Source organism: Sphingopyxis lindanitolerans, assembly GCF_002993885.1.
Taxonomy (GTDB): Bacteria; Pseudomonadota; Alphaproteobacteria; order Sphingomonadales; family Sphingomonadaceae; genus Sphingopyxis; species Sphingopyxis lindanitolerans.
Window position 1 is genome coordinate 484924 of record NZ_CM009578.1, and the last position, 18816, is coordinate 503739.

General features: G+C 65.2%; 17 protein-coding genes and 3 tRNA genes. 8 read left to right on the forward strand and 12 right to left on the reverse strand.

Annotated features, from left to right (window positions below):
- Window position 1: 1 nt before the first annotated feature.
- Window positions 2-1321 (forward strand): MFS transporter, encoded by a 1320-nt coding sequence (locus CVO77_RS02320; RefSeq protein ID WP_106000581.1) that lies wholly within the window; start codon window positions 2-4, stop codon window positions 1319-1321.
- Here the strand turns inward: CVO77_RS02320 and CVO77_RS02325 are convergent.
- On the reverse strand, window positions 1318-3648 hold the full coding sequence (locus tag CVO77_RS02325; RefSeq protein ID WP_105997713.1) for a CDC48 family AAA ATPase: 2331 nt from the start codon (window positions 3646-3648) through the stop codon (window positions 1318-1320). The two genes, CVO77_RS02320 and CVO77_RS02325, sit on opposite strands and share 4 nt — an antisense overlap.
- Before the next feature lie 159 nt (window positions 3649-3807).
- Between CVO77_RS02325 and CVO77_RS02330 the strand changes: the two genes are divergently transcribed.
- Window positions 3808-4686 carry a LysR substrate-binding domain-containing protein gene (locus CVO77_RS02330; protein WP_105997714.1) on the forward strand — a complete coding sequence of 293 codons (879 nt, stop codon included), beginning with the start codon at window positions 3808-3810 and terminating at the stop codon, window positions 4684-4686.
- Window positions 4687-4798: 112 nt separating this feature from the next.
- A complete protein-coding gene (locus CVO77_RS02335; RefSeq protein WP_105997715.1) occupies window positions 4799-5425 on the forward strand; it encodes a NeuD/PglB/VioB family sugar acetyltransferase in 627 nt (208 codons plus the stop codon).
- 55 nt (window positions 5426-5480) lie between these two features.
- Here CVO77_RS02335 and CVO77_RS02340 read toward each other — a convergent pair.
- Window positions 5481-5555 (reverse strand) — tRNA-Thr (locus tag CVO77_RS02340).
- An 88-nt stretch (window positions 5556-5643) separates the two neighbouring features.
- Here CVO77_RS02340 and CVO77_RS21195 point away from each other — a divergent pair.
- Window positions 5644-5799, forward strand: coding sequence for a hypothetical protein (locus tag CVO77_RS21195; protein WP_158257976.1), 156 nt, complete (start codon window positions 5644-5646; stop codon window positions 5797-5799).
- On the opposite strand, the gene CVO77_RS02345 is transcribed toward CVO77_RS21195, so the two are convergent.
- Both CVO77_RS02345 and CVO77_RS02350 read right to left on the reverse strand, forming a co-directional pair.
- On the reverse strand, window positions 5789-6103 hold the full coding sequence (locus CVO77_RS02345) for a DUF1905 domain-containing protein (protein ID WP_105997716.1): 315 nt from the start codon (window positions 6101-6103) through the stop codon (window positions 5789-5791). The genes CVO77_RS21195 and CVO77_RS02345 overlap by 11 nt on opposite strands.
- A gap of 4 nt (window positions 6104-6107) precedes the next feature.
- Window positions 6108-7130: a peptidylprolyl isomerase gene (locus CVO77_RS02350; RefSeq protein ID WP_105997717.1), complete on the reverse strand. Its 1023-nt coding sequence runs from the start codon at window positions 7128-7130 to the stop codon at window positions 6108-6110.
- A 128-nt stretch (window positions 7131-7258) separates the two neighbouring features.
- On the opposite strand from CVO77_RS02350, the gene CVO77_RS02355 reads away from it, so the two are divergent.
- Together CVO77_RS02355 and CVO77_RS02360 are read left to right on the forward strand one after the other, a co-directional pair.
- Window positions 7259-7349: transfer RNA gene (locus CVO77_RS02355), tRNA-Ser, on the forward strand.
- Window positions 7350-7439: 90 nt separating this feature from the next.
- Window positions 7440-7817: a hypothetical protein gene (locus CVO77_RS02360; protein ID WP_192878855.1), complete on the forward strand. Its 378-nt coding sequence runs from the start codon at window positions 7440-7442 to the stop codon at window positions 7815-7817.
- Window positions 7818-8151: 334 nt separating this feature from the next.
- Here the strand turns inward: CVO77_RS02360 and metB are convergent, their stop codons facing one another.
- From metB to CVO77_RS02400, 8 genes are all read right to left on the reverse strand, one after another.
- Window positions 8152-9315, reverse strand: coding sequence for a cystathionine gamma-synthase (gene metB, locus CVO77_RS02365; RefSeq protein WP_105997718.1), 1164 nt, complete (start codon window positions 9313-9315; stop codon window positions 8152-8154).
- Between the two features lie 124 nt (window positions 9316-9439).
- A complete protein-coding gene (locus CVO77_RS02370; RefSeq protein WP_105997719.1) occupies window positions 9440-9934 on the reverse strand; it encodes a DUF6306 domain-containing protein in 495 nt (164 codons plus the stop codon).
- Window positions 9931-10779, reverse strand: coding sequence for a LysR family transcriptional regulator (locus tag CVO77_RS02375; RefSeq protein WP_105997720.1), 849 nt, complete (start codon window positions 10777-10779; stop codon window positions 9931-9933). The genes CVO77_RS02370 and CVO77_RS02375 overlap by 4 nt, the downstream gene beginning before the upstream one ends.
- A gap of 124 nt (window positions 10780-10903) precedes the next feature.
- The gene (locus CVO77_RS02380) at window positions 10904-11944 is read right to left on the reverse strand and encodes a rod shape-determining protein (RefSeq protein ID WP_105997721.1); all 1041 of its coding nucleotides are present in this window, start codon (window positions 11942-11944) and stop codon (window positions 10904-10906) included.
- Between the two features lie 230 nt (window positions 11945-12174).
- A tRNA-Leu gene (locus CVO77_RS02385) sits at window positions 12175-12259 on the reverse strand.
- 55 nt (window positions 12260-12314) lie between these two features.
- The gene (locus CVO77_RS02390) at window positions 12315-13769 is read right to left on the reverse strand and encodes a coniferyl aldehyde dehydrogenase (RefSeq protein WP_105997722.1); all 1455 of its coding nucleotides are present in this window, start codon (window positions 13767-13769) and stop codon (window positions 12315-12317) included.
- A gap of 83 nt (window positions 13770-13852) precedes the next feature.
- Window positions 13853-15169 carry a tetratricopeptide repeat protein gene (locus CVO77_RS02395; protein ID WP_105997723.1) on the reverse strand — a complete coding sequence of 439 codons (1317 nt, stop codon included), beginning with the start codon at window positions 15167-15169 and terminating at the stop codon, window positions 13853-13855.
- A 23-nt stretch (window positions 15170-15192) separates the two neighbouring features.
- A complete protein-coding gene (locus CVO77_RS02400; RefSeq protein WP_105997724.1) occupies window positions 15193-16491 on the reverse strand; it encodes a hypothetical protein in 1299 nt (432 codons plus the stop codon).
- A gap of 174 nt (window positions 16492-16665) precedes the next feature.
- On the opposite strand from CVO77_RS02400, the gene CVO77_RS02405 reads away from it, so the two are divergent.
- Window positions 16666-17475, forward strand: a complete 810-nt coding sequence (locus tag CVO77_RS02405) for a hypothetical protein (RefSeq protein ID WP_105997725.1) — start codon at window positions 16666-16668, stop codon at window positions 17473-17475.
- A 97-nt stretch (window positions 17476-17572) separates the two neighbouring features.
- Entirely contained in the window at window positions 17573-18760 is a 1188-nt protein-coding gene (locus tag CVO77_RS02410; protein WP_105997726.1) for a thiolase family protein, read from the forward strand.
- Window positions 18761-18816: the final 56 nt, after the last annotated feature.

Sequence of the window (18816 nt, forward strand, 5' to 3'; positions counted from 1 at the left end):
GATGACCGAAAAGGGGAATGAGGTGTCGGCCAATTCGCGTTCGATTCCCGCCGACCGCATGGCGGTGCTGTTCGCCGTCATGCTTGTCGCCGCCGCGGGAAATACCGCGATGCAGTCGATTCTTCCGGCGATCGGCGCCAAGCTTCGCATTCCGGACGTCTGGGTCAGCCTGGCGTTCAGCTGGTCGGCGCTGCTTTGGGTGCTCACCGCACCTTATTGGGCGCGCCAGTCGGACAAGCGCGGACGCAAGGTGCTGATGGCGCGCGGAATCATCGGTTTCTTCCTGTCGATGGCGCTATGCGGCATGGCCTTGTGGGCAGGCCTGTCGGGCTGGCTCGCCGCCAGCACGACCTTCATCCTCTTCGCACTGTTCCGCAGCCTCTACGGTGGCTTCGGTTCGGCGTCCCCGCCAGCGGTGCAGGCCTATGTCGCCGCGCGCACCGACCCCGAGGAACGCACGCAGGCGCTTTCGCTGGTCTCGTCATCCTTCGGCCTCGGAACCGTCATCGGACCCGCGGTCGCGCCTTTCTTCATCCTGCCGGTTTTCGGTCTCGCCGGACCGCTTCTCGTCTTCGCGCTGATCGGCCTCATCGTCCTCATCATGCTGCGCTGGCGCCTTCCCGACGACGTGCCCCGCTTTGCCGCGCGCGGCGCGATCGCCTCCTACCCGCTTTCCGCGGGCCCGGCCGAACCGACCGCCGAGGACGAAAATGAAGGCGAGCCCAGGACGCAGGAGACGCTCGGCTGGCGCGACAAGCGGGTTCGCCCTTGGCTATTCGCAGGCTTTTTCGGCGGCCAGGCGCAGGCGATGATGCTGGGCGTCATCGGCTTCCTCATTCTCGATCGGCTGCATCTGCGGTTGAAACCTGATGAAGGCGCCGCGATCACCGGGATCGTGCTGATGGGAGGCGCCTTTGCGACCTTGCTCTCGCAATGGGGGCTGATCCCGCTGCTCAAGATGACGCCGCGCACGACCGTGCTTTACGGCGCCGCCTTTGGCGCGGTCGGTATCGTCATGACAGGGCTGGCGCACGATCTGCACGCCATCGTCATCGGCTTTGCTTTCGCATCGCTCGGTTTCGGCCTCTTTCGGCCCGGCTTCACCGCGGGCGCGTCGCTATCGGTTTCGCGCCGCGATCAGGGCAGCGTCGCGGGTATGACCGCGTCGATCAACGGGTCGGCCTATATCATCTCGCCCGCGATCGGCGTGCTGCTCTACAACTGGCACGCGATGGCGGCTTACGGCCTGATGGCGGCTTTTTGCCTCTGGCTGGTGGTGTGGGGCTGGTCCGCGCTGCGGCAGGACCAGCCTGCCACCTAATCGTCATCGTCCGGATCGTCGGGATGCTTGCGCTCGCGCGCGGGCTTGAGCATGCCCGGCGCGAAGAAGCCGATCGGATTGACACTCATCGCCGCCTGCTTGATCTCACCCTGGATTTTTTCATAATCCTTTTCCATCGCTTCGGTCACCGAAGCCCGCGTGTCCTTCAACGCTGCCTCGAAATCCTCCATCGTGACGAAGTCGCTTTCAAGCGAGCGCTTGAGCGCCGCAAGACCCGCACGCCGGACAAGATCCTCGAGGTCGGCGCCAGTGAAACGATCGGCCCGGTTGGCAAGATCGGTCAGATCGACATCCTTTGCGAGCGGCGTCTTCGCTGTGTGAATCTCGAGAATGCGTCGCCGCCCCTCGGCGTTCGGCACCGAGACATAGATCAACTCATCGAGCCGCCCTGGCCTCAGCAGCGCCGGATCAATCAGGTTCGGGCGATTGGTGGCGCCAATGACGACGACCGACTGCATTTCCTCGATCCCGTCCATCTCGGCAAGGATCGTGTTGACGACGCGCTCGGTCACTTGCGGCTCGCCCGACGTCCCGCTGCCGCGGGCGGGCACCAGACTGTCGAGTTCGTCGATGAAAACGATCGTCGGCGCGACCGCCCGCGCCCGCGCGAACAGCCTTGCGATCTGCTGCTCGCTCTCGCCATACCATTTGGAAAGAAGGTCGGACGACTTGATCGAAATGAAATTGGCGTCCGATTCGCGCGCCGCCGCTTTCGCCAACAGCGTCTTGCCGGTTCCGGGCGGCCCATAGAGCAGGAAACCTTTTGCCGCGCGGATGCCGAGGCGGCGAAACGCCTCGGGATTCTTCAAGGGCAGTTCGATCCCTTCGATCAATTTGTCACGCGCAGCGTCGAGCCCGCCGATGTCGCTCCAGCGCGTCTTCGGCGCCTGCACCATCACTTCGCGCATCGCCGAGGGCTGGACGCGTTTCAGCGCATTGTTGAAATCCTCGCGCGTGACGCGAAGCTCCGCGAGCACATCGGGCGGGATCGTCCCTTCGGCCAGATCCAGCTTCGGCATGATCCGGCGCACCGCGTCGATCGCGGCTTCGCGCGTCAGCGCCGCCATATCGGCGCCGACAAAGCCGAAGGTGGTGCGTGCGAGTTCGGCGAGATCGACATCCTCGCCCAGCGGCACGCCGCGCGTGTGGATGCCAAGAATCTCGCGGCGCCCGCTCTCGTCGGGAACGCCGATCACGATCTCGCGGTCGAACCGGCCGGGGCGCCGCAAGGCCTCGTCGATCGCATCGGGACGGTTGGTCGCCGCGATGACGACGAGGTTCGTCCGCGGCTCGAGCCCGTCCATCAAGGTCAGAAGCTGCGCGACAATGCGCTTCTCCGCCTCGCCGGTCACCTGCCCGCGCTTCGGCGCGATCGAATCGATCTCGTCGATGAAGAGGATCGACGGCGCCGCCTTGGTCGCCGCCTCGAACACGTCGCGCAGACGTTTTTCCGATTCGCCATAGGCGCTGCCCATGATCTCGGGCCCGTTGATCAGGAAGAATTGCGCGTCGCTTTCGTTCGCGACCGCGCGCGCGAGCCGCGTCTTGCCCGTGCCCGGCGGGCCGTGCAGCAGCACGCCGCGCGGCGGATCGACGCCGAGGCGCTGGAACAATTCGGGATAGCGCAGCGGCAGTTCGACCATCTCGCGAAGCTGGCCGATCGTGTCGCCGAGGCCGCCAAGGTCGTCATAAGTGACATCGGTGCGCCGCGTATCCTGCGGCTCCTGATATTCAGGAAGCAGCTCGACCTCGGTATTCTCGTCGATCGTGACGACGCCCTTGGGGCTGGCGGAGACGACGAGCAGGCGCACTTCGGCGAGCGCATAGGCAGGCGCGTTGAGCATCTGGCGCAGTTGCGGCGGCATATCACCCGACGGCAGTCGCTGCTGTCCCGCGGTCGCAACCGTGTCGCCCGCGACGAGCGGCCGTCCGAAGAAGCTGCGTTTCAATGCGTTCGCCGAACCCTGGAGCCGCAGATTTTCCTGCGCGGGCGCAAAGACCACGCGCGTTGCGGGGCGCGTTTCGGCGCGGCTCAACTGCACCATGTCGCCCGCCCCTGCTCCGGCATTGGCGCGCTGCAGGCCATCGAGGCGGATGACCTCCAGCCCCTCATCCTCGGCATAGGGCGCGACGACGCGCGAGGCGGTCTCGCGCTTGCCGCTGATCTGGATCACGTCACCTTCGGTCACCCCTAGCTGGGCCATCGCCGAACGCGGGATGCGGGCAAAGCCGCCTCCGCTTTCCTCAGCGCGCGCATTGGCGACTTGCAGTTTCACGCTTCTCTCTTTTACCGCGGCGTCGGCCAAATTGTTTCTCCCGCAAAGAGGTCAATATGCGGAAGATAGGATGGTCGTTCCCGATTTTCGACCCCCTGTCGGTGCAGAATGAAATTAGGCGATTACGCCGCACCGCACAAATTTCTGGCATCTGCCCATGCGCCATGCCATCACCCGGTCGAGACGATCATGCAACGCCTTCCCCCCCTCAGCAGCATGGAAGCTTTTCTCGAGGTTGCGCGCCACGGCACGGTGAAGGCGGCCGCGAGCGAGCTTGGCCTGTCGATGCCCGCGCTGTCGCGGCGCATCCAGACGCTCGAGCATGCAGTCGGACGGCCGCTCTTCAACCGCCATCACCACGGCCTCAGCCTGACCGAGGCGGGGCGCACGTTGCAGGAGCAATTATCGCCGATCCTCGACGATCTGCGCGGAGTAATGGCCCGCGTCGGCAGCCCCGATGCGTCGCTGCGCCTGCACCTCAACGTCCTGCCGCTCTTTGCCCAGCAACGGCTGTTCCCGCGCCTGCCCGAATTGCGCCGCCTGCACCCCGAACTGCATATCGATCTCGACACGCTGTCGCACGCCGAGGCGCGGCTGGGCGAAGGGATCGACGCCGCGATCGCGCTCGCACGGTCGATCGACCCGGCGCTCTATGCGGCGCGGCTGGACCAGGACAAGATATTCCCCATCGCGGCCAAAGCACTGACCGATGACGGCCGCGCGATCACCGTTCCCGAACAATTGCAGCGCCTGACCGTGCTGCTCCACCGCGAAATGCCGGAAACCTTCGTCGAATGGAAGAAAGCGGTCGGAATGCCCTATCTCGAACCGGCGGGGATCGATTTCTTCGATTCGGGTCCATTGATGCTCGAAGCCGCGGCACAGGGCATCGGGGTCGCCTTCATGCATGGCCACCATTTCGACGATGCGCAGGATCCGCGCCTCGTTCGCCTGTTCGATTTCGATGTCGACAGCCCCTACAGCTATTGGTTCGTCTGCCGACCGCGCGCGCTGCGCCAGCCGTCGGTCAAGCTGTTCCATGACTGGTTGCTGTCGGCGCGCATCTGATCCGCGGCCAGCAAGGCGACTGCATAGGCCGGCCGTTTTCCTCTGTCTCTAAAGCTTCACGTTGATCGGCAAAGATGGCGTCGCTGTCCGACCATCAAAGGAGCGTCGAGCGATGCGGTACGTCATTTATGGCGCAGGCGGGTGCGGGCGCGATATCCACGCCTCGCTCGTCAGACTCCTGGCCGCGCAGGGTGTCGCGTGTGAAATCCTCTTCTGCGACAAGAAATTGGCCGGTCAATCGGTGCAGGGCGTTCCCATCATGGCCCCCCAGGATATTCGCGATTCGGACCGCGTCCTGATCGCGATCAACGACGGCCGCACGAGACAGCGATTGGCAAATGGGATCATGACAGCATCCTTCATCGCGGCCACCTCGCTGGTCAGCGACCAGGCGATGATCGGCGACGGGGCCCTGATATCGGATTTCGTCATCCTTGGTCCGTCCGCCCGGATCGGCAAGCTGTTCCATGCCAATCATTATAGCTCTGTCGCACACGACTGCATCATCGGCGATTTCGTGACCTTCGGCCCAGGCGTCCGGTGCAACGGCAACGTCACCATCGGTAGCTATGCCTATATTGGAGCCAATGCCTCGATCAGGCAGGGCATCTCGATCGGCGAGAATGCGATCGTGGGCATGGGGGCCGTCGTGGTGCGGGACGTTCCCGCCAACGCGGTCGTGGTCGGAAATCCCGCGCGAACCATGGTCCGCCCCACTTTGCTCAAGCAGGCGTCCTGACCTTTGCCGGCCGCTTGTCCTCCGCATGTTTTCGGGAATCGTCCAGGATTGAAAATGGTGCTGCTGGAGAGGATTGAACTCTCGACCTCACCCTTACCAAGGGTGCGCTCTACCACTGAGCTACAGCAGCATCCGGGACGCCCGCGAAAGCTGTTCGCTGGGCAGGCGCGGCCTATGGCGGGGTGCCTTGCCGCTGTCAAGGCACGAGGCTTGACGCTGTGCCGATTTCGCCGCATCGCGCCCTGGTGAGCAAGCCGCCCTCCCCCGCCGACCTCGAACGCGAGCGCCGCCTGGCCGAGGCGCTGCGCGCCAATCTGCGCAAGCGCAAGACGCAGGCACGCGAAGCAAAAGCCGAACATCCGCCTAAAGAATGACGGTCACCGTCACATCGTCGCCCTCGGCGAGGTCTTCGGCCTTGCGAACGGCGGCCTTGACCGGAAGCAGCCAGCCGCCGCTTTCCCGGTGCGGAAAGACCGAGGTGTTCCAACTCGTACCGCCGATCGTCGCACGCACTTTGGCCGAACCGAATCCCCTACGGCCGTCGAGCCATTGGCCGCCGATCGCGGCGAAGCGAATCCCGTCAGCCGCCTCGCCCGCGATGGTGACGAAGAACCACGCCGCCGGCGCGGTCGCCGACTGCCAGCGCCAGAGCGGCGTCGTGACGGTGAAATCTTCCATCGGATCACTTCGCGGACGCGGGCCGGATCGGGACCGGGATATTACAGATGTCCGCACCGCCCGCGGGCGTGATGAAAAAGGGATCGCGGCGGTTGGCGCGCGCATCGGCGTAGCGCGCAAAGCTGTCGCTGTCGGTCGACAGATATTCGAACTTCGGCTGCTCGGCCGCAGTCAGGTCGGTCGCGAGCCGGATCGAGGCGATCGGCACCCGCTCGGCTGCATCTTCATAAAAGCCGAGGTCGCCCGTTCCGCGCGGCAGGCTCGACAAATGCTCGATCCCGCTGATCACGCGGCCGACGACCGCGATATTGCGATCGAGATGGCGCGGCGCGTGGCCGATGACGGCATAGAGTTCGGCGCCTGAGCCTGTATCGGGCGACATGTTGCGGCCGACGCCGACCGCGCCGTAGCAATGGATAGGCCAGACGGTTTCCGGCCGGCGCACAAGACTTCCGGCGTTCGGATCGAACTTGATCGTCATCGCGAAGGGAAACCCGCCTGCAAAGGCATATCCCTTGGCGTAAGGATCGACATAGCTAGTGACGGGCGACGAGGCTGGCGGACTCGGATATATGGGTTTGATCGCATCACCGGGCGCACCGTAGGTCCAGACCTTGCTGAACATGGCAGGCGCATATGAGCGCACATACTCACCCTCCGGCACCGCCACCAACCCATTCGGCAGCGCCTTCTTCTCGGTCGCATCGCCCCATTGCGCGACATAATTGTCCTGCACGCGGTTGACGCTGGTGCCATCCCACCAACGCGCGGCGGCCAGCTTGCGAATATTGCTGATCCAGCCCTGGCTGAACGGCGGCGGCATCAACTGGATGACGACGCGGCGCGGCTTGCCCTTCGCATCGGGGGTGAGGTCCATGACGAGCAGGTCGGAGGGCGCGATGGCGACCCAGTCACCGGCGGGCGCGGCGGCCGCGATCTCGCCGGGCGACGGGATCGGAGCCTTTTCGTCGGCATGGGCGGGCAGCACGAGCGAGGCCGCGGCGGCGGCAAGGAGCATCTGTCGCATCCCGCCTGTCTGCCATGCCCAATCGACTTGCGAAAGCCCCGCCAAGCGATTAGGGCGCGCCTTCCAGTGCGAATTGGTAACGCACCCGATCACGCTTCCGTGCCGCGCACGAAACGACCGGGTGCAGCGGAGCGGTGGCCGAGTGGTCGAAGGCGCTCGCCTGGAAAGTGAGTATACGGCAAAACCGTATCGAGGGTTCGAATCCCTCCCGCTCCGCCAAGACTTTTATTTATAAAGATTATCAGCCATCGCCTTGCCCAAAGCGTCGACACCCCCTTCCCTTCCATTCTCTCCCAGAAGGAACCCGGCATGCTTTTTCTGCACGAAGCCGCTGCACAATATCACGAACGCATTCTCTGGATCAGCACGACGACCGGGTTGCCCGACGCTATTTTGCACATCCATGCCGGGATGCTCATCTTTCTGGCCGCGAGCCTGATGACGGGACGAACGTTCGATCGCTTCCTTCCGTTGCTGACCGTCATGGTCCTGGCGGGCGGAAATGAATGCCTCGATCGCATTCACCTCGGCAACTGGAATTGGCCCGACACGAAATCCGACCTGCTCAACACGATCGCATGGCCGCTCGCGATCTATGCGACGGCCCATATTCACCGGCTCGTGAAATCGTCCAAGGAACGCAACAGGGAGGACGGCCAATTAGCGGCGGTGTCGGCAGAGGCCTAGGTTGAAACCCGTCCCGCGCGTTCGCGGGGCCGGGATATCCGCATGGTCAGCCGCCATGCCGCCAATATCCCCCGCGCATGCGGCGGCGATGCCGTGCCTTTTTGATGGCAGCCATCGTTGCGGAAATGATCAACGCGATCAGAAACGCGGCCACAATCGACGCATAAAGATATCTGTGTTCCACCGGGTAAGCTCCAAGAACCACCCCCCTGTGCGCGGACGCTTATATCAGCTGTGCCTTATGGTCGCGAATCTGCCGAGCCGATTCCCCTACCGGATTGGCGGAATAAAAGGGCGTTTGGTCCCAATGGGATAGGACACCGCGACCGCAGCGTCAGCAGGTCGCCAGCCCCGCCGCCAGATCGTCGAGCAGATCCGCTTCGGCCTCGAGCCCGACCGAGACCCGGAGCAGGCCGGGACCGATCCCGGCGAGCGCGCGCGCTTCGTCGCCCATATCGGCGTGGGTCATCGTCGCGGGATGGACGATCAGGCTTTCGACGCCGCCCAGCGATTCGGCGAAGGTGAAGACGCGCAGCGCCGCGATCAGTCGCTTGACCGCCTCGACGCCCCCGGCAAGCTCGAAGCTCAGCATCGCGCCGAAGCCCGACTGCTGGCGGGCCGCGAGCGCATGGTCGGGATGGCTCGCCAGCCCCGGATAGTGAACCGCCGCGACCGCGGGATGGCGGCTCAGCATTTCAGCGATCGTCATCGCGCTGATCTGTTGCCCGCGCATCCGCGCGAACAGGGTGCGCAAACCACGCAGCGTCAGCCACGCATCGAACGGCGACCCGCCGCATCCGACGACATTGGCCCATTGCGCCACACGCTCCAGCCGTTCGGCGTCGGCGACGACCACCGCGCCGCCGATCACGTCGGAATGGCCGTTCAGATATTTGGTGGTCGAATGGATGACATAATCGGCGCCGAGCGCGATCGGTTGCTGGAGCGCCGGCGACAGAAAGGTGTTGTCGACCGCGACCGCCGCCCCCGCCGCTTTCGCGCGCGCCGAAAGCGCGGCGATATCGACGACGCGGAGCAGCGGATTGCTCGGCGTTTCGATCAGCAGCAGCGCGGGCGTCCCGGCAAGCGCCGCCGCGACCGCATCGTCGTCGCGCTGATCGACGAGGTGCAGCGATAGCTGGCCCAGCGCCTCGCGCGCCTTGAGCAGCCGCATCGTGCCGCCATAGCAATCATGCGGCGCGATCACGCACGCGCCGGCGGGAAGCTGTGACGCGATCAGGTCGAGCGCCGCCATCCCGCTCGACGTGACGACCGCCCCCGCACCGCCCTCCAGCTTCGCGAGCGCGCGTCCCAACAGGTCACGGGTCGGATTGCCGGCGCGGCCATAATCATAAGCGCGCGGATTCTCGAACCCAGCGAATTCATAGGTGCTCGACAGATAGAGCGGCGGCGCCACCGCGCCGAAGGCGGTGTCGCTCGCGACGCCATAGGCCGCCGCGATCGTCTCGGGCCGCGGCGAATGTTTCGGCTCGTCCATGGGGTTCCTGTCTCTATCGGTTGTTGCGGCCTTAGTGCGCAGCCTTCGGGGGTTCGGCAAATATATATTCTTGATGGGTGACACGCCAAATCTTGCAGTCAAATCCGCTCCGCGATGCGCCGTCTCAAGGGTCCGAACGTCCCACCTCGTCCAGAAAAGCGGCGGCGCCGTCGATATTGACGCGATGGCTTTCGGCCATTTGCCGCAGGTCGGCATGAAGCGCATCGTCGCGGACCCGGCGCGTCAGCTCGGCGAGCTTGCGCACCACCCACGCCTGGCCGCGATTGAGGAAAGCGAGACGTTCGATCGGATCGGAAATCGCCATCGCCTTGCCGCGAAAGGCGCCGCACCGGCGCGACGGAGTGCCACCAAGTCGGCGGATCTGGCGCGTCAGCATCGCGCACCAGCGCGCTTCGTCGGCGCGGATGTCGCGCATCATCGCGGCGTGGTCGGCGCTGACCGCATCACCGACGCTCGCCAGCGCGACGCGCGCGCCGGCGCGTTCGGCCTCGAGCAATTCGTTGAGCGCGGCCAATATCTCGTCGCGCGGCGCATAGCCCATATAGACGTCGTCGGCGTCGGCGCCGTAACAGACCGGCGAGGCGCGATCGCCGGTCATGCCGCCCCCACCGCCGCCGCGCGCAGTCCGCGGCGGGTGCGTTCCATCACGCCCGCGTCCGCCGTCGCCGAATGGACGACGTGCGCCGAATAGGAAAATTCGGGGCTGTCGGCGACGATCGCCAGCCGTCCCTGCTCGAGATGGGGCCGGATGAAGCCCTCCCGAAAATAGCCACTGCCGCCGGTGGCGAGGATATAGTCGAGCGCGAGCGGTCCATAGTCGATCGAAACCACGGCATTGGGCTGGTCGGGAAAGGCCGCGCGATAGCCCGCGGCAAAGTCCGCGCCCCAGTCGATCGCGACATGATCCTCGGGCACCAGCGGCCGGTTCGCCGGGGTGGTGCGGACGAGAACCAGCTTTTCCTCGAACAACAGTTCGGCCACGACACCGGGCAGAGGCGGGGCCGCGTAAACGACCGCGACGTCGAGCGAGCCCTCCTGGACGCGCTCCATCAGCCTGTCCGAGCTGTCGATCGACGTGCTGACCGCGATATCGGGGCATTCGCGGCGCATCCAGACCAGCCAGTGGCGCAGGAGCGGGTTCCAGAGGCTGAGTTCCGCGCCGATCGTCACGACGGTGTCGCGCCCCGGCGGCAGCGCGATCGCCCGCCGCGCGCGATCCCAGACCTGGACCATCGTCGTTGCAAAGCGCAGGAATTGTTCACCCGCCGGCGTGAGCCGCGCGCCCGCCTTGTTGCGGATGAAAAGCGGGCGGTCGAGCTGCGCCTCCAGCCCGCGAATGCGCGCACTGACCGCTGTCTGGGTAAGGTTCAGATTGGCCGCCGCGCCGACAAAGCTGCCGGTTTTCACAATCTCGAGAAAGGTGCGCGCGACAGCAACATCCATGTCAAATTTATTTCTGAACCACCCATAACAATCATTTTATTGCTATGTTCTAGGCGCGTCGCGGCGTTCTGGCAAGGCGCGTTAGTTTGCGTCCGGCGCCAGCTAAGAGCCGCCGGACGCCGGCTCAGGCGGCGAGCAGCACATGACGATAGGCGATTTCCTCGAACGCATGGCCCGCGCCCGTTGCGACGCAGGTCAGCGCATTGTCGGCGACCCGGACCGGAAGTCCGGTCGCCTCGGCGATCGCCTGATCCATCCGCCGCAGCAGCGCGCCGCCGCCGGTCAGCGTGATGCCCTGGTCGATGATGTCGGCGGCCAGTTCGGGGGGCGTCCCTTCGAGCGCCGCGCGCACCGCGCTCACGATCTGCGAGACGGGTTCGCTGAGCGCGTCGGCGATCTCGGCCTCGGTCACCGGCACTTCGGACGGGCGCCCGTTGACCAGGTCGCGGCCCTTGACCGCCATCGACAGGCCAGGCCCGGCGGGTCCGACCGCCGACCCGATCGTCAGCTTGACCCGCTCGGCGGTCATTTCGCCGATCATCATATTATGCTTCCGGCGGATCGACGACGTAATCATTTCGTCCATCTTGTCGCCACCGACACGAACCGAATTGCTGTAGGCGACCCCGCCGAGCGACAGCACCGCGACCTCGGTCGTCCCACCGCCGATATCGACCACCATCGTGCCGAGCGGTTCGGTGACGGGAAGCCCGGCGCCGATCGCCGCGGCCAGCGGTTCCTCGATCAGTTGCACGCTCATCGCCCCCGCGTTCGACGTCGCGTCGCGGATCGCGCGGCGTTCGACGATCGTCGAGGCCGTGGGCACGCAGACGACGACATTGCTGCGCCGCCGCAACCGGCTCGGCCCGCCGAGCGCCTTGTCGATGAAATGCTTGATCATCTGTTCGGCGACCTCGATGTCGGCGATGACGCCGTCGCGCAGCGGGCGCAGCGCCTCGATGTTCGAGGGCGTCTTGCCCATCATCAGCTTGGCGTCGTTGCCGACGACCTTGACGCTGCGAACGCCGTTCCGCGTTTCGAGCGCGATGACCGAAGGCTCGTTGAGGACAATTCCCTGTCCGCGAACATAGATGACGGTGTTCACGGTCCCGAGGTCGATCGCGACATCATGGGCGTGGCGCGAAAAGCGTTGAAAAAAGTTCATTTATGGGGCGGCACCTTGGAAAAGAACATGGACATGGAGTCAACGGTCCCGCCCCCCGGCCTCCCGCCCTCTCCAGCGATCGGGCATGTGGAAAGCCGGACCCACCGTCAATTGCGTCGTGAGGCAGGCCGTGGGTTTCCCGCGCCTGACCGATATTTGCCGAACTCGCCGTCCCGGCACGGCGCGTTTTTCGGGAAAGAACCGTCAGGAAGGTCCGATTGAGCGAGAGATGGTGCCCCTGGCCGGACTCGAACCAGCACTCCTTTCGGAACCGCATTTTGAGTGCGGCGCGTCTACCAATTTCACCACAGGGGCCCTGGGTGCGGATATGCGGCGCTTCCCCTAGGGCGAAGCGCCGTCGCTTGCCAAGCTATTTCTTGAGTTCCTTCGCCAGCGTCTTCGCGGTCGCCTTGCCATAGGGCGGCTTGAAGCCCGCGAGCCCGGCAACATCCATCTTCGGCTGGCGATAGACGGCGCGCGCGTGGCTGAAGGTGCGGAAGCCGTCGACCCCGTGATAATTGCCCATCCCAGACGGCCCGACGCCGCCGAACGGCAGATCCTCCATCGCATTGTGGAACAGGACGTCGTTGACCGTGACGCCGCCCGAAATGGTGCGCGTCAGCACGCGCTCCTCCTCGCTCTTGTCCTGCCCGAAATAATATAGGCCGAGCGGGCGGTCGTGGTCGTTCACATAATCGATCGCCTCGTCGATCGTCCTGTAGGTCTTGACCGGCAGGATCGGGCCGAAGATTTCCTCCTGCATCACCTTCATGTCGTCGGTCGCGCCGCGGACGATATGGAGCGGCATCTTGTGGCCGTTGGCGCTCGCGAAATCCTCATTCCCCGGATTAACCTCGATCACCTCGGCGCCCTTTTCGCGCGCGTCGGTCAGATAGGATTGCAAGCGATCGTAATTGCGGGTGTTCACGACCGAGGTATAATCGTCGTTCGACAGCAGGGTCGGATAGAGCGCGGCCGCGCCCTTCGTCACGCTGTCGATCACCTCGCCCTCCTGATCCTCGGCGACGAGCAGATAATCGGGGGCGAGGCAGATCTGCCCGGCGTTCATCATCTTGCCGAGCGCGACACGCTGGCCGACCAGATCCTTGTTCGCGCTACGGCCGATGAAGGTCGGCGACTTGCCGCCAAGCTCGAGCGTCACCGGCACCAGATTATCGGCGGCGGCGCGCATGATATGCTTGCCGACGCTCGTCGCGCCGGTGAAGATCATATGGTCGAAGGCGAGCTTCGAGAAGGCGATGCCGACGTCGGCGTCGCCGGTGAACACCGCCATCTCGCTCGCGTCGAAATAATCGGGGACGAGCCGCGCCATCAGGGCTGAAACATTCTCGGTGAATTCGGACGGCTTGATCATCACGCGGTTGCCCGCGGCAAGGATACCCGCCATCGGCACGAACACCATGCCGACGGGAAAATTCCACGGCGCGACGACCCCGACGACGCCCTTCGGTTGATAGACAACCTCGGCCTTGGCGCCGAGCAGGCCGAGCGGAAAGGTGGGCCTCCGCTTCTCACCCTTCGACCAGCTTGTCAGATGCTTCTTCGCATGTTTGAGCGCGCTGACCGAGGGCATGATGTCGGTCATCAGCGTCTGGTCGCGGCTGCGGTGCCCGAAATCCTCGCTCACCGCCTTCGCGAAATCCTCGGCATGATCGACAAGCAGCGCGACCGCGCGGTCGATGCGGTCGGTGCGCACCGCCAGGCTTTCGGGCATGGCGGCGGTAAAGCTCGCCTTCTGCGCCGCGAGCACGTCGTGCATGCGCCGTGTTTCGCCGTCGATATCCTGCTTGATGGCGGCAGCCATGACCCGTCTCCCCTATGATTTAAGGCGATGTTTGATCATGGCGCGCGGCGGGTTGCAAGATGAAACGGTATAGGGGCGTCAGCCTATGGCGCGATCTGGCACCCGTTCTGGATATTGCGAACCGCAGTGAACGCCTGCTGCTGGATCGCTGCGTCGTTACCGACATTGAAGCCGTGGATCGCCCAGCCGTCCAGCCCCGGACCAAGGCCCAGGAAATCCTTGTCCCGCTGGACCGGCGCCGTCTTCCGCCAGTCGAGGACGCGCTCCTTGATGCTGGCCTGAAGGTTGCTGCTGATGCTGACCACCGCTCCCATCGTCAGCACCGCGGAGCATTCACCGACGCTTCGCACATTGGTGACCATCCGGCGCGAATGGGTCTGGAAGCCGGTCCCGGCCGGATCGCGTCCGACGAAAAGCTGGAGTTGGCCGCGCTTCGCCATGTCGGCAAGGATCGCGATTTGGATTTCGGGCGAGGCCATTTGGGCGAGCGTAGCCGCCTGTTGCTGGCCCACCACATCCCCGATGAACTGCGCGAAATCGGGTTGCTTCATATAATTGGCTATTCCGGGCAACTGGCTCAGTTGATCGATATCGGCCAGATTTCGCTCCGCCAGCGCCTTGATCGCCGATTCGAGCAACGCCGCCGAGCCGCTTGCGGCGGCGAGCCGCGCTCGGGTGATATGCAGCGCCGGATAGGACGGATCGGCAACCTCGGCCTCGCGCAGTTTCGGTTCAGCGCTCGCCCAGTCCAGCAACGCCGCCTCCTTTACGCGCGCCTCGGCGATGGCGCGCAGTTGGGGCTGAAGCGTTTTCAACCGGGTGTCGGCCTGGTCGAAGGGCGCGCTGGCCGGCATTGCCCTTTGAACGTCGCGAAGCAGCCGTGCCGCTTCGGCAGGCTGGCTGAGGCGGGTCGCGTAGAGATCGGCGGCTTTCAACGCATAATCCGGCGCGTTCCTCCCCGTCATCCAGGCGCCTTCGTACAGGCGCGCGGCCTTGCCGATCAACCCCTCGGCAAGCGCGGCGTCGGCGTCGGCGACATTGGCCGTTCCGGACCGCAGCGACTTCGCCATCGCAGCGAGCTTTTCCACTGCGGGCTTCGCATGATCGGGGGCCAGCAACAAGGCAGTAGCGGCCTCATTCTCGGCCGCATCGAAGTCGCGCAGCCCCAGATAGGCCATGCCAACATAATAATGCGCGCGATAATCGCTTTCGTCGCTGCGGACGGCGGTCTTGGCGGCCGCCAAAGCCTCCACGAACCGCTCGCTCGCGATCAGCGTTTCGGCTTCGGCCACGGGGTCGGCACCCTGAGCCTGTGCACCGGCGCTAGGCGCCACGACCATCAGCGTCGCCGCCAGGACAAGCTGCGCACGACACAGGCGAGACAGACGATGTTTTGCCATGCTTTTCCTTCTCACACTGCGTCTCAGTTACCGTTCGACGACAAGTCTTGTTGCGACTGCTGCTGCTGCCGCTCCAGTTCCTGCTGCCTGCGCACTTGTTCGGCGGCCGCCTCGATCAACGCCAGCTCGCGCTGCAAATCCGCGGTCACTACACCCGCGCGCGCCAGTTCGGTGGCCGCCGAGGGCGCGTCACTCCCCAATATTCCCGGTTGCATGGCCCGCGCGCGCGCCAAAAATTCGGCGACCCGCGGCAGGATCTCGCCAAAGCCGGCCTTGTCATATTTGCCCATGCGGAAATTATAGCCCGACGCGCCGCCATATCCCGCCACCGGATCCTGGTTCGGCGACATCAGCGACGAGAATATCTGCAAATGGCCGGCAAGACCGAAGGCGGTGATCTTGGCCGCAGCGGCCTTGGACGCGACATCGACCTGGTTGATCTGCCGTTTGGCCAGGGTCACATTGTCGGCGAAGGCGCGATCGGCGCGCGCGCGTTCATCCGCGCGCCGCTTTTCGGTGCGCTGAAGCGTATCGACCCACAGGGTGAAGTCGCCGAGCGTGCGCCGGATCGCTCCCTCCCCCTGTGCGCTGCGAGCATCCTTGTGGCACAGCGCGAGTTGCTCGTCGATCCGGGCGCGCTCGCGCGTATAGGCGGTGATCTGGACATTCTCCCCCTGCCGGATCAGCCGCCGTTCGAAAGCGGTCGCTGAACTCCATAGCAAGGTGCCGGCGAAAAGCTGTTCGCGGATCGCGCCAATGTCGGGTTCCAGTTCGGCCTTGCGCGCCTTCGCCTTCTTCAGCTCTTCCGCGAGTCGATCGATCACGCCCTGAAGCTCTTTTTCCTTCGCCGCGATCTGTTCGGGCGTGGGGCGGATGATCGTCTGGCCGGGATGCGGGAACTGCTCGCCCTTGGCCAATATCTCCGAACGCGTCTTGCCGCAGCCCGAACAGAAAAGGCCTTGCCGATATTCCTCGAGCTTCGAATCCCTGTCGCGAACGGCCTGCATGAAGTCGGCCGACAGCTTCTTCTCGCGCTCTTCGAGCTTGCCGATCTCCCCCGCCACCGACGCATAGGAATTGATCAGCGACAGGATCGCGCTGACGACGCTGCCTGCCATGTCGCGGGCATAGGACGGATCGAGCATGCCATCGGGTCGCGCCGGGGCGGGATCATCGGCAGGCGAGCCGACCCGGCTGCTGCGCAGGCTGGCTGGGTCGATCAGCCCCTGTGCCCATGCCGTGCGCGAGACCGTCAGCGGGAGCGTGACCAGTCCCGCGATCGCCCCTCGCCGACTGACGCGAAGGGGGTTGCCGCGGGACATGTGCACGGCGCCCCCGCAACAGGCGCATCCCGCTGCTTTTGTTGAATCTGTCACTACCGCCCCCTTTTTCGCAGCATAGTCGCGACCCTCGTCGCGCGGCAACAGGAAATGCCGTGAAAAGGACCGCACACATGCTATGCGACGCAGACGCTAGGCCACAACGGGGGAATGGAAATGCCGCGCATGCCAGGTCGATGGAGATGGATTGCATCGGGTGTCATTCTGTTCGCCGCGACGTCGGGCGGCCCGCTGGCAGCACAGGGCGGCGCTCCGTTGATTCCACTGTTCTGCCAGGGCATTTCGATCGATGGCGGCGAGAACAGCATGATCCTGTCCGCCCCCTTTTCCTATCCGCAGGGCGCGCCGGCAGTGGAGGGCATGGTTCGCGATGTCGCCCCGGCAAAGGAATTTGCGGCCGAGGTGAAACGACGATTCGGCAAGGAATTGCTCGACTCCACCTGCTACACCCGGCCGACGGTCGAGGAGCTTCAGGATTTCGCGACCATGACCGCACAATCCAACCAGTCGAGTTGGCGACTGGAAACGATCGACTGGATGCCACGCGGCGGCCGCGCGATCGCCGCGACGGGAACCGAGCAGCCGGCCGCCCAGACACCGTCGGACAACGGCAAGCAGGAGCGCCTCCGTGCAGCAGCAGCCGAGGAAAGGGCAGCGCGCGAAGCCGCCGAACGCGCAGAAGCGGCACGAATAGCGGAGGAGCAGCGGGCAGCAACGGAGAATCGGCGCGCGCTCAATGCTGAGCAGGCAGAACGGGCGGCGGCCCAGCTCCGCCAGATCGAAGCGGAGCAACGCGCCGCCGCCGACCGCCAGCGCGCTTACGAAGCGCAGCAGCGCACCTACAGCAGCGAGATGGAGCGCTATCGCGCCGCCGTGCAGGCAGCCGCGGATGCAAAGCGGAAATGGGAGGCCGACGTCGCCGCCTGCCAGGCGGGCGACTATAGCCGCTGCGCCTCCCAGCCCTGACGCCGTTCGCGCGGCCTGACCTGCCCCCCCTTTCGCAGGTGCAGCATTTCGGCTAATCCGACTCCCTAACAGTCTTTCCCTTACGGAGTCTCCCGCCATGACCGCCACCGATCCCGTCGTCTTCCTCTCCTATGCCCGCACCCCGATGGGCGGCATGCAGGGCGTATTGTCGGACGCGAGCGCGACCGACCTCGGCGCCACCGCGGTCAAGGCGGCGGTCGAGCGTGCGGGGGTGTCCGGCGACGATATCGAGCGTATCTATATGGGCTGCGTGCTTCCCGCGGGCCTCGGCCAGGCACCGGCGCGGCAGGCCGCGATCAAGGCCGGGCTGCCCAAGTCGGTGCAGGCGACGACCGTCAACAAGGTTTGCGGTTCGGGCATGCAGACCGTCATCATGGGCGCCGAAGCGCTCGCCGCGGGCAGCATCGACCTGGTCGTCGCGGGCGGCATGGAATCGATGACCAACGCGCCCTATCTGCTCAAGAAGCACCGCTCGGGCGCGCGCATCGGCCACGACACCGCTTATGACCATATGTTCCTCGACGGGCTGGAGGACGCCTATGAGGCGGGCCGCGCGATGGGCACCTTTGCGCAGGATACCGCCGATGCCTATCAGCTCAGCCGTCAGGCGCAGGATGATTATGCGATCGAATCGCTGAAACGCGCGCAGGCCGCAATCGCCGACGGCGCCTTTGCGGGCGAGATCACCCCCGTGACGCTGACGACGCGCAAGGGCGAGGTCGTCATCGACACCGACGAACAGCCCGGCAAGGGCAATCCCGACAAGATTCCGACGCTGCGCCCCGCCTTTGCCAAGGACGGCACGATCACCGCGGCGACCAGCTCGTCGATTTCGGACGGCGCCGCCGCCGTGGTGCTGACCCGCCAGTCGGTCGCCGACGCCAAGGGCGCAAAACCGGTGGCGCGTCTCGTCGCCCACGCAGCGCACGCGCAGGAACCAAAAGATTTCACCGTCGCCCCGGTCGGCGCGATCAACAAGGTGCTGGCGAAGGCGGGCTGGACGATCGGCGACGTCGATCTGTTCGAGGTCAATGAAGCCTTTGCCTGCGTCGCGATGTTTGCGATGCACGACCTCGGCATTCCGCACGATCGGATCAACGTCCACGGCGGCGCGACCGCGCTCGGCCACCCGATCGGCGCCAGCGGCACGCGCATCATCACGACGCTGATCGCCGCGCTTCAACGCCACGGCAAGACGCGCGGTATCGCGAGCCTGTGCATCGGCGGCGGCGAAGCGACGGCGGTGGCGGTCGAACTGGTCTGAGACACCGTCGCCCCCCGCGAGGGCGGGGGCCGCTGGCAGCCTTGCGCATGCCGATA

What these genes read in the sequence shown, in the direction of transcription:
- CVO77_RS02320 (WP_106000581.1), top strand. Translation starts at nt 2, where the DNA reads ATGACCGAAAAGGGGAATGAGGTGTCGGCCAATTCGCGTTCGATTCCC.
- CVO77_RS02330 (WP_105997714.1), top strand. Translation starts at nt 3,808, where the DNA reads ATGCAACGCCTTCCCCCCCTCAGCAGCATGGAAGCTTTTCTCGAGGTT.
- CVO77_RS02335 (WP_105997715.1), top strand. Translation starts at nt 4,799, where the DNA reads ATGCGGTACGTCATTTATGGCGCAGGCGGGTGCGGGCGCGATATCCAC.
- CVO77_RS02345 (WP_105997716.1), bottom strand. Translation starts at nt 6,103, where the DNA reads ATGGAAGATTTCACCGTCACGACGCCGCTCTGGCGCTGGCAGTCGGCG.
- CVO77_RS02350 (WP_105997717.1), bottom strand. Translation starts at nt 7,130, where the DNA reads ATGCGACAGATGCTCCTTGCCGCCGCCGCGGCCTCGCTCGTGCTGCCC.
- CVO77_RS02360 (WP_192878855.1), top strand. Translation starts at nt 7,440, where the DNA reads ATGCTTTTTCTGCACGAAGCCGCTGCACAATATCACGAACGCATTCTC.
- metB (WP_105997718.1), bottom strand. Translation starts at nt 9,315, where the DNA reads ATGGACGAGCCGAAACATTCGCCGCGGCCCGAGACGATCGCGGCGGCC.
- CVO77_RS02370 (WP_105997719.1), bottom strand. Translation starts at nt 9,934, where the DNA reads ATGACCGGCGATCGCGCCTCGCCGGTCTGTTACGGCGCCGACGCCGAC.
- CVO77_RS02375 (WP_105997720.1), bottom strand. Translation starts at nt 10,779, where the DNA reads ATGGATGTTGCTGTCGCGCGCACCTTTCTCGAGATTGTGAAAACCGGC.
- CVO77_RS02380 (WP_105997721.1), bottom strand. Translation starts at nt 11,944, where the DNA reads ATGAACTTTTTTCAACGCTTTTCGCGCCACGCCCATGATGTCGCGATC.
- CVO77_RS02390 (WP_105997722.1), bottom strand. Translation starts at nt 13,769, where the DNA reads ATGGCTGCCGCCATCAAGCAGGATATCGACGGCGAAACACGGCGCATG.
- CVO77_RS02395 (WP_105997723.1), bottom strand. Translation starts at nt 15,169, where the DNA reads ATGGCAAAACATCGTCTGTCTCGCCTGTGTCGTGCGCAGCTTGTCCTG.
- CVO77_RS02400 (WP_105997724.1), bottom strand. Translation starts at nt 16,491, where the DNA reads ATGTCCCGCGGCAACCCCCTTCGCGTCAGTCGGCGAGGGGCGATCGCG.
- CVO77_RS02405 (WP_105997725.1), top strand. Translation starts at nt 16,666, where the DNA reads ATGCCGCGCATGCCAGGTCGATGGAGATGGATTGCATCGGGTGTCATT.
- CVO77_RS02410 (WP_105997726.1), top strand. Translation starts at nt 17,573, where the DNA reads ATGACCGCCACCGATCCCGTCGTCTTCCTCTCCTATGCCCGCACCCCG.